Genomic DNA, 13,657 nt, shown 5'->3' with positions numbered 1-13,657 from the left:
GGTGATGGAGGAATCACATGCTCAACTTATTAAAAAAGTGGAAAGGTAGTTCCCAAGCCACAAATGAACAATCGATTGCTAAAGAGGATATAGAAAAAGGAGAAATCCCTAAACATATTGCGATTATCATGGATGGAAATGGTAGATGGGCAAAAAAACGCGCACTTCCAAGGATAGCTGGTCATCATGAAGGAATGAAAGTTGTACGAAAGATTACCAAACAAGCAAATGATCTTGGTGTTAAAGTACTTACACTATATGCTTTTTCAACTGAGAATTGGAAAAGACCTAAAACAGAAGTAGATTTTTTAATGAAGCTTCCAGAAGAATTTTTAAATACTTACTTACCTGAACTAATTGAAGAAAATGTACAAGTCCGAATTATAGGTGATAAAAATAGACTTCCTGCACACACATTAAGAGCTGTAGAAAAAGCTATGAGTGATACTGCGAATAACAAGGGGCTTATTCTGAATTTTGCATTAAACTACGGAAGTCGAGCAGAAATCATTTCTGCTGTCCAAAAAATTACCCAAGATGTTAAAGAAGGACGAATCGAAGAAACAGCAATAAACGAAAGCCTATTTTCTGACTATTTAATGACACAGTCATTACATGACCCTGACTTATTAATACGTACAAGTGGTGAAATAAGACTAAGTAATTTTATGCTTTGGCAGTTAGCTTACACAGAATTTTGGTTTACTGATGTGCTTTGGCCAGACTTTAACGAACAAAACTTACTTCAAGCTATTTACACATACCAACAAAGAGGGCGCAGATTTGGCGGCGTATAAAAGGTGATGAAATACAATGAAACAACGAATATTAACTGCAGTATTAGCTGCAGCTATTTTTCTTCCATTTGTCATTTACGGGGAGCTCCCGTTCACAATATTTGTTTATTTATTAGCATCAATTGCACTATATGAGCTTTTAAAAATGAAAAACATTTCATTAGCAAGTATACCGGGACTAGTTAGTTTATTAATTTTATGGGTTCTATTGATCCCAACTTCTTATATAAAAATACTAGACGGTGTTAGTTTTTCAAAGTCTGAATTTGCTTTATTGGCTTTGCTATTGTTATTAACCTATACTGTTGTAACGAAAAATAAATTTACTTTTGACGATGTTGGCTTTGTTGTCATTGCCATTTTTTATCTGGGGATTGGTTTTTATTTTTTCATTGAAACAAGAAATATATATGGTCTAGAACTAGTTTTTTATGCATTAATATTGATATGGGTAACTGATTCAGGAGCTTATTTTGTTGGGCGTGCAATGGGGAAAAACAAGCTTTGGCCTGAAATCAGTCCTAATAAAACAATTGAAGGTGCAGTTGGCGGTGTTCTATTTGCAGTTATTTTTGCATGGATCTACCATTATTTCACAGGGGTTCTTGATTATAACTATGTAACAGTTACTTTCATGACCATTTTCCTTTCTATTTTTGGACAAATTGGTGATCTTGTTGAATCTGCATTAAAACGCCATTATCAAGTAAAAGATTCAGGTAATATCCTTCCAGGACATGGCGGGATATTAGACCGTTTTGATAGCTTATTATTTGTTTTACCAATTTTACATTTCTTAAGGTTACTGTTTTGAAAAACATTTTTACCTAATTTTTATGTCTAGCTCTAGCGCCGTGGCTTTCGACACCAATGAACGTTTATATCACAGGAACAGCTATAAATGTTACGTTCTTTACTTCGAAGGTCTATACCGAGATTAGACAAGGCGCTCTGAGCATTTCTTAATTTGATTGGAAGTGACTTCGTGAAAAAGATTAGTTTGTTAGGGGCTACAGGTTCAATAGGGATTCAAACTCTAGATGTCATTGAATCACACCCTGAAGAGTTTAAGCTAGTTGCAATGTCTTTCGGAAGAAATTATAAATCTGGAAGCGACATTATCAACAAATTCAAGCCTGAATTTGTTGCAGTTAAAGATAAAGAAACATATGAACATCTTAAGAGTGAGTTTTCAAGTCAAGATGTTAAATTAGGATATGGTGAAGAGGCCCTTATTGAAGCAGCAATTTATGATGGAGTAGAGTGTTTAGTAAATGCTGTTGTTGGAAGTGTAGGGTTAATACCAACTTTAAAAGCCATTGAAAATAACATAACAATTGCACTTGCTAATAAGGAGACTCTTGTCACTGCCGGACATTTAGTAACAGAGCATGCAAAAAAATACAATGTTAATATTTTGCCAGTAGATAGTGAGCATTCTGCGATTTTTCAATGTTTGCAGGGTGAGAGTTTCAAATCGATAGACCGCTTGATCATAACCGCATCTGGAGGTAGTTTCCGTGATCGAAAAAGGGAAGACCTTGTAGATGTAACGGTGGACCAAGCATTGAATCACCCAAATTGGTCTATGGGTGCAAAGATAACGATAGACTCAGCTACGATGATGAATAAAGGCTTAGAGGTAATTGAAGCACACTGGTTATTCAATTTGCCTTATGACAAAATTGATGTCTTATTACATAAAGAAAGTATTATTCATTCTTTAGTTGAGTTTCACGATCGCAGCATCATTGCTCAACTAGGGACACCAGATATGAGAGTTCCTATACAATATGCATTAACATATCCCGAGAGATTACCTTTAAAAGAAGCGAAAAGGTTAGAGCTTTGGGAAATTGGAAAATTACATTTTGAAAAAGCGGATTTTACCAGGTTCCGATGCTTACAATATGCGTTTGATTCAGGTAAAATAGGAGGAACGATGCCAACGGTTTTAAATGCTGCAAATGAAGAAGCTGTGGCGGCATTTTTAAGTGGAGAGATTACGTTTCTTCAAATCGAGGAATTAATTGAAAGATCGTTAGATAAGCATGAGAGCATCGCAAACCCTAGTTTGGAGCAGATTCAAGAAGTTGATCAACTAACACGAAATTTTGTACAAACTTTAATCTAGATAAAGGTGGTCATACAAGGTGAATACAGTGATAGCGTTTGTCCTCATTTTTGGTGCTCTTGTCTTTTTTCATGAGCTAGGACATTTACTTCTAGCTAATCGAGCTGGGATATTATGCCGTGAATTTGCAATTGGTTTTGGACCGAAAATCTTGTCTTTTAAAAAGAATGAAACGGTTTATACGATACGTTTATTACCTATAGGTGGTTTTGTAAGAATGGCTGGCGAGGATCCTGAAGTGATTGAGGTAAAGCCTGGCCATAACGTAGGATTACTTTTCAATAAAGAAAATAAAGTTGAAAAAATTATTTTAAATAATAAAGAAAAATACCCTCAGGCACGAATTATTGAGGTGGAGAACGCAGATTTAGAACATAGCATGTTTATTTCCGGCTATGAATTTGGGGAAGAAGAATATATAAAACGATTCGATGTTAGTGAAACATCTTATTTTATTGTTGATGGTCAAGAAATCCAAATTGCTCCATATAATCGTCAATTCCAGTCGAAGAAAGTTGGACAGCGAATTGCAGCGATTTTTGCAGGACCATTAATGAATTTTCTGCTTGCATTTGTCATTTTGTTTTCATTAGGATTATTGCAAGGTGCTCCTGTTGATGATCCCAAATTAGGTATATTAACTGATGACGGATCTGCAAAAGAAGCTGGTTTACTTGAAGGTGATGTTATTCAGTCGATTGAAGGACAATCTACTTCTTCTTGGGAGGAAGTAGTAAATATTATTCAAGAAAACCCTGACAAGGAATTAACCTTTGAAGTTGAACGTAGTGGAGAAATCCTTTCATTTGAAGTAGTACCTGAAGCAACAAAAGTCGGTGAAGAGACAATAGGACGTATTGGTGCCTATAATCCCGTAGATAAATCGTTTAGTAGCTCTATAAAATATGGATTTATTGAAACATACACTTGGACAAAAGAAATATTAATTGGTTTTGGGAAGCTAGTAACAGGTCAATTTTCTATTGATATGCTATCAGGCCCAGTTGGTATTTACGATATGACAGATCAGGTTGCTGAATCTGGTACATTGAACTTGTTAAGATGGGCAGCACTTTTAAGTATCAATTTAGGAATAGTCAACTTATTGCCCCTTCCAGCTCTTGATGGTGGACGTTTATTATTCTTATTTATTGAAGCGTTAAGAGGGAAACCAATTGATCGACAAAAAGAAGGGGTTGTTCATTTTATTGGTTTTTCGTTATTAATGCTATTGATGCTTGTTGTTACATGGAATGACATTCAACGTTTATTCTTATAAGAATATACGATTGAAATTGGAATCGGTTATTCATCGAACTCGTCTTTTAAAGATTTAGCAACTTACATGGGGAAATATGAATGATAATATAGTAACCTAATTAGGTGAAACTAGTTTAAATAAAAATAGAGGTGCTCGTAATGAAACAAAGTATGACGTTTATTCCTACTCTTAGAGAAGTTCCTGCTGATGCTGAAGTAAAAAGTCATCAGCTTATGCTACGGGCTGGATTTACAAGACAAAATACAAGTGGTGTATATAGCTACTTACCATTGGCACATAAAGTATTAAAGAAAATCGAACAAATTGTACGCGAAGAAATGAATAATGCTGGAGCATCTGAATTATTAATGCCAGCACTGCAACAAGCTGAGCTTTGGCAGGAATCTGGACGTTGGTATTCATATGGCCCTGAGCTAATGAGGTTAAAAGATCGACATAAGCGTGAATTTGCTTTAGGTGCAACACACGAAGAGATGATTACAAGCTTAGTTCGTGATGAAATTAAATCTTATAAGCGACTTCCGCTTTCCTTATATCAAATTCAGACAAAGTTTCGTGATGAAAAACGACCTCGTTTTGGTGTTTTGCGAGGTCGAGAATTTCTTATGAAGGATGCATATTCTTTCCATGCCACACACGAAAGCTTGGATGAAGTCTATGTAAAAATGTTTACCGCTTATCAAAATATTTTTTCTCGTTGCGGCCTAGACTTTAGGGCTGTTATTGCAGATTCAGGAGCTATGGGTGGTACTGATACACATGAATTCATGGTGTTATCTGATATCGGCGAAGATACAATTGCTTACTCTGATACCTCTCAATATGCTGCAAACATTGAAATGGCACCTGTCATTGCTACTTATGAAAAAAGTACAGAGGAACAAAAAGAATTGGTAAAAATTGAAACACCTGATCAAAAAACAATTGAAGAAATTTCAACGTTTTTAAATGTTTCAAAGGAATCATGCATTAAATCCGTTCTTTTCAAGGTTGATGATAAATTTGTTTTAGTCTTAGTTCGTGGCGATCATGAGGTAAATGACATTAAGGTGAAAAATCTATTTGGTGCTTCAGTTGTAGAATTAGCAACAGCAGAAGAGACAATAAAGGCTTTAAAATGTGTTCCAGGCTTTATTGGACCTATTAATGTCTCTGAAGATGTAGAAGTTGTAGCAGATCATGCAATTTCTTCAGTAGTTAATGGAGTTTGTGGAGCAAATGAAGAACAATTCCATTTTCAGGGTGTAAACATTGAGCGTGATGCCAAGATTACACAATTAGCTGATCTACGCTTTATCCAAGAAGGGGACATATCTCCAGATGGTGAAGGTACTATTAAATTTGCTAAAGGGATTGAAGTTGGTCACGTGTTTAAACTAGGCACTAGATATAGTGAGTCAATGAATGCAACGTTCTTAGATGAAAACGGCCGCACGCAGCCTATGATTATGGGTTGCTATGGAATAGGTGTTTCAAGAACATTAGCGGCTATTATTGAGCAGCATAATGACGAAAATGGGATCGTATGGCCTGAATCAGTTGCACCATTCCAAATCCATGTTATACCTGTAAACGTTAAAAATGATTCACAAAAGGATTTAGCTGAAAAACTATACACTGAATTTACTCAAAGTGGATATGAGGTCCTAATTGATGACCGCGCTGAGCGAGTAGGAGTCAAATTTGCAGATTCAGACCTTATTGGTTTACCATTACGTGTGACTGTTGGAAAGAAAGCAGAAGAGGGTATAGTAGAAGTGAAAATTCGTAAGACTGGTGAATCATTTGAAGTTTCAGTTGATGAACTTCATGAAAAAGTGAAGCAAATACTTGGAAACTAAAAAAGGTTACAGCAAGGAATAAACCATGATAAAATAATACAAGAGCAATAACGAGAAGAGGCTGACTCGAAAGTAATAGACAAGCCTTTATATACTAAGTGTATATAAAGGCATTAGTCTATAAATGAGGCAGCCTCTTCAGTTGTGATAAAACTAATTTCATTTATATTTTAAAATGTTAGGCTCTGTTTAAGCTCACTGTTGATTTTCGCACTATGTAGATTGGAGCTAACGCCTGCAGCGGAAATCAACCACACATCAATTCTGGGTAAATAGCAACAAAGTTTGCTAAAACAGCCAAATTAAATAAAAAATTAATCAACTATTAGTAGAATTAATAAGTAAGAGGGGGAAAGGGGATAAAATATGGACATGCAAATCAACCAAATTGAGCGATTTCAACTCCTGCTCCAACAAATAAATCTAACAGAAGATGCAGTTGTCGTTCACTTTAAGAACGGTTCAATCGCAAAGTTGACCGTGCATAAACAAACGAAAAAGTGGCATTTTCATTTTCAATTTGAAAAAATCCTTCCTTTTGATGTGTATCAATTGTTTCACACTAAGCTTGCAAAAGCGTTTTCTCATATTGCAGATGTTACATTTTCAATTGAAACGAAAGAACAATTTTTTGACGAAAAACTTGTGCAGGATTATTGGTCAATATGTATTCAGCAAATGGACGGGATCTCGCCTCCAATGCTCGCACTATTAAATGAGCAGAAACCAACTGTACAGGGTATAAAGGTCATCGTTAAAACCAAAAATGATACTGAGGCAATGACGATCAAGCGAAAATATGCATCTCTCATTCAAGAAAGCTTTCAGGAACTTGGATTTCCTGCCTTTCAATTAGATACAACTGTAGCCGTCACACAAGAGGAAATTCAGAAATTTCAAGAACAAAAGCTACAAGAAGATAGAGAAAAAGGGCTAAAAGCGCTAACTGACATGGTTAATGCTGAGAAGGAAGAGGCTAGTCAAGCTGAATATACTGGACCTTTAACAATTGGTTATACGATCAAAAATGATGAAGAAATTCGTACCCTTGCTTCGATTGAAGATGAAGAGAGAAGAACCGCTATTCAGGGGTATGTATTTGATGCAGAAACAAAGGAACTTAGAAGTGGAAGAACACTACTGACCTTTAAAATAACTGACTACACAAGCTCCATCCTTGTTAAAATGTTTGCTAGAGATAAAGAGGATGCCGTTCTAGTACAAGCTGTTAAAAAAGGAATGTGGTTAAAAGTACGCGGTAGCATCCAAAATGACACATTCGTACGAGATCTTGTAATGATCGCAAATGATATTAATGAAATAACACCTCAAGAGAGACGAGATCAATCTCCAGAAGATGAGAAGAGGGTAGAACTTCATCTTCATTCACCAATGAGTCAAATGGATGCGGTAACGTCTGTGAGTAAGTATATTGAGCAAGCGAAGAAATGGGGACATAAGGCGATTGCATTAACAGATCATGCTGTTGCACAGTCCTTCCCAGAAGCGTATTCTGCTGGCAAAAAGAACGGGGTCAAGGTTTTATACGGTGTCGAAATAAATCTTGTAAATGATGGAGTTCCTATTGCTTATAATGATGATAATCGTTTTTTACCTGATGAAACATATGTTGTATTTGACGTGGAGACGACTGGTTTATCAGCTGTTTACGATACAATCATTGAGTTAGCTGCAGTAAAGGTTCGTGGAGGAGAAATTATCGATCGTTTTGAATCATTCGCAAATCCACATCATCCATTATCAGCAATCACAATTGATTTAACAGGAATTACAGACGATATGGTAAAAGATGCACCTAATGTTGATGAAGTTTTACGGAAGTTTAAGGATTGGATCGGAAATGATATTCTCGTTGCACATAATGCTAGCTTTGATATGGGATTTTTAAACGTAGGGTATAAAAAACTCCTTGGTGAAGAAAAGGCAAAGAACCCTGTTATCGATACCCTTGAACTCGGACGTTTCCTATATCCTGAATTTAAAAATCATCGACTAAACACACTATGTAAAAAGTTTGATATCGAATTAACTCAGCATCACCGAGCAATTTATGATGCTGAAGCAACAGGCTATTTGCTTGTTAAGATGCTAAAGGATGCAGCGGAGAAGGGCATTGAAAATCACAATCAATTTAACGACAATATGGGTAAAGGTAATGCATATCAACGATCAAGACCATATCATGCTATAGTACTCGCTCAAAATGAGACTGGGTTGAAAAATTTATTCAAACTAGTGTCCATTTCACATATGAATTACTTTTACAGAGTTCCACGAGTTCCTCGTTCACAACTCAATAAATATCGAGAAGGTCTTATTGTCGGATCAGCATGTGATAAAGGTGAGGTTTTTGAAGGTATGATGCAAAAATCTCCCGAAGAGGTAGAAGAGATTGCAGCATATTATGATTATTTAGAGGTCCATCCTCTAGAGGTTTACAATCACCTTATTGCATTAGATTATATTAAGGATGAAACATCTTTAAAAGAAATTGTCACAAATATTGTTATGCTTGGTGAAAAGCTAGAAAAGCCTGTTGTGGCAACAGGTAATGCGCATTATTTAAATCCTGTTGATAAAGTCTATCGGAAAATATTGATTAGCTCTCAAGTTGGAGCAAATCCATTAAATCGTCATGAATTACCAAATGTACATTTCCGAACAACAGATGAAATGATGAGCTGCTTCTCTTTCCTTGGAAAAGAGAAAGCAAAAGAGATTGTTATAGATAACACAAATAAGATTGCTGATATGATCGACGAAATTAAGCCAATAAAGGATGATCTTTATACACCTAAGATTGAAGGTGCAGATGAAGAAATCCGCGCAATGAGCTATTCAAGAGCGAGAAGTATATATGGAGAAAATCTTCCAGAACTTGTTGAGGCTCGTCTAGAAAAAGAACTTAAGAGTATTATTGGCCATGGGTTTGCGGTTATTTATCTTATCTCACATAAACTCGTTAAAAAATCACTTGATGATGGCTACCTAGTAGGTTCACGTGGGTCTGTTGGTTCCTCATTTGTCGCAACAATGACAGAAATAACAGAGGTAAATCCACTGCCACCGCATTATGTATGCCCAGATTGTCAGCATTCAGAGTTTTTTAATGATGGGTCAGTCGGTTCTGGTTTTGATTTACCTAACAAAGAGTGCTCGAATTGTGGTGCTCAATATCAAAAAGATGGACATGATATACCTTTTGAAACATTCCTAGGCTTTAAAGGGGACAAAGTTCCCGATATTGACTTGAACTTCTCAGGTGAATATCAGCCTACTGCCCATAACTATACGAAGGTTCTTTTTGGTGAGGACAATGTGTATCGTGCTGGTACAATCGGGACAGTAGCAGAAAAAACTGCTTATGGATATGTTAAAGGATATGCAAACGACCATAACCTCATCTATAGAGGTGCAGAGGTTGATCGCCTTGTTCAAGGATGTACAGGAGTAAAAAGAACAACAGGACAGCATCCAGGTGGAATTATTGTTGTACCTGATTATATGGATATCTTTGATTTTTCGCCGATTCAATTCCCAGCAGATGCAACCGGTTCTGAATGGCGTACAACTCATTTTGATTTCCATTCCATTCATGATAATCTATTAAAACTTGATATTCTTGGACACGATGATCCAACTGTAATCCGTATGCTTCAGGATTTAAGCGGTATTGATCCAAAAACAATTCCGACAGATGATCCAGAGGTAATGAAAATTTTTAGTGGTACCGAGTCTTTAGGCGTGACTGAAGAACAAATTATGTGTAAAACAGGGACATTAGGGATTCCTGAGTTTGGAACAAGATTTGTTCGTCAAATGCTTGAAGACACAAAACCTACAACATTTTCTGAGCTTGTCCAAATTTCTGGTCTATCACATGGGACAGATGTATGGCTTGGGAATGCTCAAGAGTTAATTCATAATAAAATATGTACGTTAAGTGAAGTTATTGGTTGTCGTGATGACATCATGGTGTATCTTATCTATCAAGGATTAGAGCCTTCATTCGCTTTCAAGATTATGGAGTCTGTTCGTAAAGGAAAAGGATTAACAGATGAAATGGAAGAAGAAATGAAAAAACAAGAAGTGCCTGCTTGGTATATTGATTCATGCTTGAAAATCAAGTACATGTTCCCAAAAGCCCATGCTGCGGCATACGTGTTAATGGCTGTTCGTATTGCGTATTTTAAAGTCCATCATGCTCTACTTTATTATGCTGCATATTTCACAGTTCGTGCAGATGATTTTGATATTGACACAATGGTAAAAGGTTCTACACCAATTCGAGCTATAATTGATGAAATTAATCTAAAAGGGTTAGATGCTTCTCCAAAAGAGAAAAACTTACTAACTGTATTAGAACTAGCTCTGGAAATGTGTGAACGAGGATATGCCTTCCAAAAGGTTGACCTTTATCGTTCTAGTGCAACAGACTTTATTATTGATGGGAATACACTAATTCCCCCGTTCAACTCCATACCTGGACTAGGAACAAACGCAGCGTTAAATATCGTAAAAGCTAGAGAAGACGGAGAATTTCTATCAAAAGAAGACCTCCAGCAACGAGGTAAAGTCTCAAAAACAATCATTGAATATTTAAACACTCATGGCTGTCTTGATGAACTACCTGATCAAAACCAACTATCACTGTTTTAGATCTCTATGTCTCAAGCGGAGGTCTGACCCCAAGAGCACAAAATAAATTTATGAGGTTAATTAAATAGGGGTCAGACCCCACCACTAATTTAACTAAAACACTAGAAATTTATAAGGTGCATTTATACCGTTGCTCAAAGTAGGGTCAGACCCCTGCAAAGACTTGTTCAAATAACTTATATATTCTCTGGGGGTCAGACCCTGGGTAAATTAAGGTATATTTGCAATAAAAATACGGTTATGTTATGCTTTTAATGGAAATGCTAACGATAAGCAGAGGAAAAGAGTGGGGAAACCCACTCTTTCGTATTGTTATCGTCCTCGTCACTCGGATAGTATAGTACATACCATTCCCTGCTCAAAAGGCAGGGTTTTTCAGCAACTTAAAGGTGTCAAATTGCTGTTTAGGATAAGAATGCTAGTTTTTTGGACTAAAGAATCATGTCTAGCTTCAGCGCCTAGCCTTCAAGTCAATAATCACCAAAGGTCTGTGATTATCGTCTAGTTTGCCCAAGGCATGCGCTTTTCTTAGCAAGGAGGAAGAGAATGAGCAAAAAAGTAACGGAAATCGTGGAACAATTAGTGACACCAATTTTAAACGATATGAAATTAGAATTGGTAGATATTGAATATGTGAAGGAAGGTTCTAATTGGTTTCTTCGATTATTTATTGATTCTGAAAAAGGCATTGATATTGAAGAATGTGGTGTAGTAAGCGAACGATTAAGCGAGCAGCTTGATGAATTAGATCCCATTCAACATAACTACTTCTTAGAAGTTTCTTCGCCAGGTGCTGAGAGACCATTAAAAAAAGAAGAAGATTTAAAGAAGGCAATTGGTAAACAGGTCCATATTAAAACATATGAACCAATAAATGGAGAAAAGTTATTTGAAGGTGTCTTAACTGATTTTGACGGTCAAACGGTTACTGTAACTGTAACGATTAAGACTAGAAAAAAACAGGTTGAAATCCCTTATGATAAAGTGGCAAAAGCTAGATTAGCCGTAACATTTTAACTAGCATCGACTGCAGTATCTCCAGCGGATTTGTGAATATTTATCTATTTACAAGTCCAAGCATTCTCCTCATTACTTCTTAAGTGTACTAAGCTTGTACCTTAACTGTAGAAGGTGGATTTAGCAAAACAATATGCATTTAGCTTATTTTTTAAGGGGGAAGCCGTTAAAATGAGTAGTGAACTATTAGATGCCTTAACAATCTTAGAAAAGGAAAAGGGCATCAGCAAAGAAATTATCATTGAAGCAATTGAAGCTGCATTAATTTCTGCTTATAAACGAAACTTTAACCAAGCACAAAATGTTCGCGTTGATTTAAATCGTGAAACAGGTACAATGAAGGTTTATGCAAGAAAAGATGTTGTTGATGAGGTATATGATCCTCGTCTTGAAATATCTCTAAGTGAAGCACGAGGAATCAATCCAAATTATGTGCTGAACGATGTAATTGAGATGGAAGTTACTCCAAAGGATTTCGGTCGTATTGCAGCACAAACAGCTAAACAAGTTGTAACTCAGCGTGTTCGTGAAGCTGAACGTGGTGTAATTTATAGCGAGTTTATTGATCGAGAAGAAGATATTATGACAGGTATTGTTCAGCGTATCGACTCTAAATTCATTTATGTAAGCTTAGGTAAAATAGAAGCTCTTTTACCTGTTAGTGAACAAATGCCAAATGAAACATATAAACCACATGACCGTATAAAGGTTTTTATTACAAAGGTCGAAAAAACGACAAAAGGCCCACAAATTTTTGTGTCTAGAACACATCCGGGTCTTCTAAAGAGATTGTTTGAAATCGAAGTTCCAGAAATCTATGATGGTACTGTTGAAATTAAATCTGTTTCTAGGGAAGCAGGAGATCGCTCAAAAATCTCTGTACATTCCGAGAATCCTGAGGTAGATCCAGTTGGATCATGTGTTGGGCCAAAAGGGCAACGTGTACAAGCAATTGTCAACGAATTAAAAGGAGAAAAAATTGACATTGTAAAATGGTCGCAAGATCCTATTGAATTTGTCGCTAACGCATTAAGTCCTTCTAAAGTAGTTGAGGTTCTTGTAAATGAAGAAGAAAAAGCCACTACAGTTATTGTTCCTGATTATCAATTATCATTAGCAATTGGTAAACGTGGACAAAATGCTCGTTTAGCAGCTAAGCTTACTGGATGGAAAATAGATATTAAAAGTGAAACAGATGCAGAAAAAGCTGGAATTTATCCACTTCAAAAGTCTGAATCCGACGTTGATGTTGATGACGAACCACTTTTAACTAGTATTCATGAACCTGAGCTTAGTGAATAAGAGGTGAAATCACATGAACAATCGCAAAATTCCTTTACGTAAATGTGTTGCAACAGGTGAAATGAAAACAAAAAAAGAATTAGTCCGCGTTGTCCGATCAAAGGAAGGCGATGTTTCTGTCGACCTAACCGGCAAAAAAAATGGACGTGGAGCTTATATTACACTTGATAAAGAGTGTATTCTTTTAGCAAAAAAGAAAAACATTCTAGCTAATCATTTAAAGACAAAAATTGATGAAACTGTATATGAAGAGTTACTTCAATTAGCTGAGAAGGAGAAACAATAAATACATGAATCAGCAGCAACGATGGACGTCCTTATTGGGCTTAGCAAATCGAGCACGAAAAGTTATATCAGGGGAGGAACTTGTTGTTAAAGAAGTTAGACAACAACGCGCTAAACTTGTTCTTCTTTCACAAGATGCATCCGCTAATACAATGAAGAAGGTAACAGATAAATGCAAATTTTATCAGGTCCCCTTAAAAACCGTTGAAGATCGCTACCAGTTAGGTCAAGCAATTGGTAAAGATGCGAGAGTCGTTGTAGCGATAAATGATGCAGGCTTTGCTGCAAAGTTAAAAACCTTGCTCGATTAATATTCTTG

At 36.3% G+C, this 13,657-nt stretch carries 10 protein-coding genes; all 10 read left to right on the top strand.

Translation table 11 applies throughout. From position 1 onward, the window contains the following. Positions 1 to 17 precede the first annotated feature (17 nt). The 10 genes from uppS to I7822_RS01550 all read left to right on the top strand — a co-directional run bounded on the left by uppS (position 18) and on the right by I7822_RS01550 (position 13,649). Positions 18 to 797 (top strand): undecaprenyl pyrophosphate synthase, encoded by a 780-nt coding sequence (gene uppS, locus I7822_RS01595; protein WP_207975030.1) that lies wholly within the window; start codon positions 18 to 20, stop codon positions 795 to 797. A 16-nt stretch (positions 798 to 813) separates the two neighbouring features. Beyond that, positions 814 to 1,611, top strand: coding sequence for a phosphatidate cytidylyltransferase (locus I7822_RS01590; RefSeq protein WP_207975029.1), 798 nt, complete (start codon positions 814 to 816; stop codon positions 1,609 to 1,611). A 171-nt stretch (positions 1,612 to 1,782) separates the two neighbouring features. Beyond that, positions 1,783 to 2,931 carry a 1-deoxy-D-xylulose-5-phosphate reductoisomerase gene (dxr, locus tag I7822_RS01585; RefSeq protein WP_207975028.1) on the top strand — a complete coding sequence of 383 codons (1,149 nt, stop codon included), beginning with the start codon at positions 1,783 to 1,785 and terminating at the stop codon, positions 2,929 to 2,931. Between the two features lie 19 nt (positions 2,932 to 2,950). Beyond that, positions 2,951 to 4,210: an RIP metalloprotease RseP gene (gene rseP / locus I7822_RS01580; RefSeq protein ID WP_207975027.1), complete on the top strand. Its 1,260-nt coding sequence runs from the start codon at positions 2,951 to 2,953 to the stop codon at positions 4,208 to 4,210. 140 nt (positions 4,211 to 4,350) lie between these two features. Beyond that, positions 4,351 to 6,054, top strand: coding sequence for a proline--tRNA ligase (locus tag I7822_RS01575; protein ID WP_207975026.1), 1,704 nt, complete (start codon positions 4,351 to 4,353; stop codon positions 6,052 to 6,054). Between the two features lie 366 nt (positions 6,055 to 6,420). Continuing rightward, positions 6,421 to 10,734: a PolC-type DNA polymerase III gene (locus I7822_RS01570; protein ID WP_207975025.1), complete on the top strand. Its 4,314-nt coding sequence runs from the start codon at positions 6,421 to 6,423 to the stop codon at positions 10,732 to 10,734. 546 nt (positions 10,735 to 11,280) lie between these two features. Continuing rightward, positions 11,281 to 11,751, top strand: coding sequence for a ribosome maturation factor RimP (gene rimP, locus I7822_RS01565; RefSeq protein WP_066337675.1), 471 nt, complete (start codon positions 11,281 to 11,283; stop codon positions 11,749 to 11,751). A gap of 171 nt (positions 11,752 to 11,922) precedes the next feature. Continuing rightward, positions 11,923 to 13,053 (top strand): transcription termination factor NusA, encoded by a 1,131-nt coding sequence (nusA, locus tag I7822_RS01560; RefSeq protein WP_066337674.1) that lies wholly within the window; start codon positions 11,923 to 11,925, stop codon positions 13,051 to 13,053. Between the two features lie 13 nt (positions 13,054 to 13,066). Then, positions 13,067 to 13,339, top strand: coding sequence for an RNase P modulator RnpM (gene rnpM, locus I7822_RS01555; RefSeq protein WP_066337673.1), 273 nt, complete (start codon positions 13,067 to 13,069; stop codon positions 13,337 to 13,339). A 4-nt stretch (positions 13,340 to 13,343) separates the two neighbouring features. Beyond that, positions 13,344 to 13,649 carry a YlxQ family RNA-binding protein gene (locus I7822_RS01550; RefSeq protein ID WP_066337670.1) on the top strand — a complete coding sequence of 102 codons (306 nt, stop codon included), beginning with the start codon at positions 13,344 to 13,346 and terminating at the stop codon, positions 13,647 to 13,649. Positions 13,650 to 13,657: the final 8 nt, after the last annotated feature.

It is taken from the genome of Metabacillus bambusae, from assembly GCF_017497975.1.
Lineage (GTDB): Bacteria > Bacillota > Bacilli > Bacillales > Bacillaceae > Metabacillus > Metabacillus bambusae.
This window is presented reverse-complemented; position numbering and strand designations above follow the sequence as displayed.

Coding starts and splice junctions, on each gene's coding strand:
- uppS (WP_207975030.1), top strand. CDS start 18: ATGCTCAACTTATTAAAAAAGTGGAAAGGTAGTTCCCAAGCCACAAAT.
- I7822_RS01590 (WP_207975029.1), top strand. CDS start 814: ATGAAACAACGAATATTAACTGCAGTATTAGCTGCAGCTATTTTTCTT.
- I7822_RS01575 (WP_207975026.1), top strand. CDS start 4,351: ATGAAACAAAGTATGACGTTTATTCCTACTCTTAGAGAAGTTCCTGCT.
- I7822_RS01570 (WP_207975025.1), top strand. CDS start 6,421: ATGGACATGCAAATCAACCAAATTGAGCGATTTCAACTCCTGCTCCAA.
- rimP (WP_066337675.1), top strand. CDS start 11,281: ATGAGCAAAAAAGTAACGGAAATCGTGGAACAATTAGTGACACCAATT.
- nusA (WP_066337674.1), top strand. CDS start 11,923: ATGAGTAGTGAACTATTAGATGCCTTAACAATCTTAGAAAAGGAAAAG.
- rnpM (WP_066337673.1), top strand. CDS start 13,067: ATGAACAATCGCAAAATTCCTTTACGTAAATGTGTTGCAACAGGTGAA.
- I7822_RS01550 (WP_066337670.1), top strand. CDS start 13,344: ATGAATCAGCAGCAACGATGGACGTCCTTATTGGGCTTAGCAAATCGA.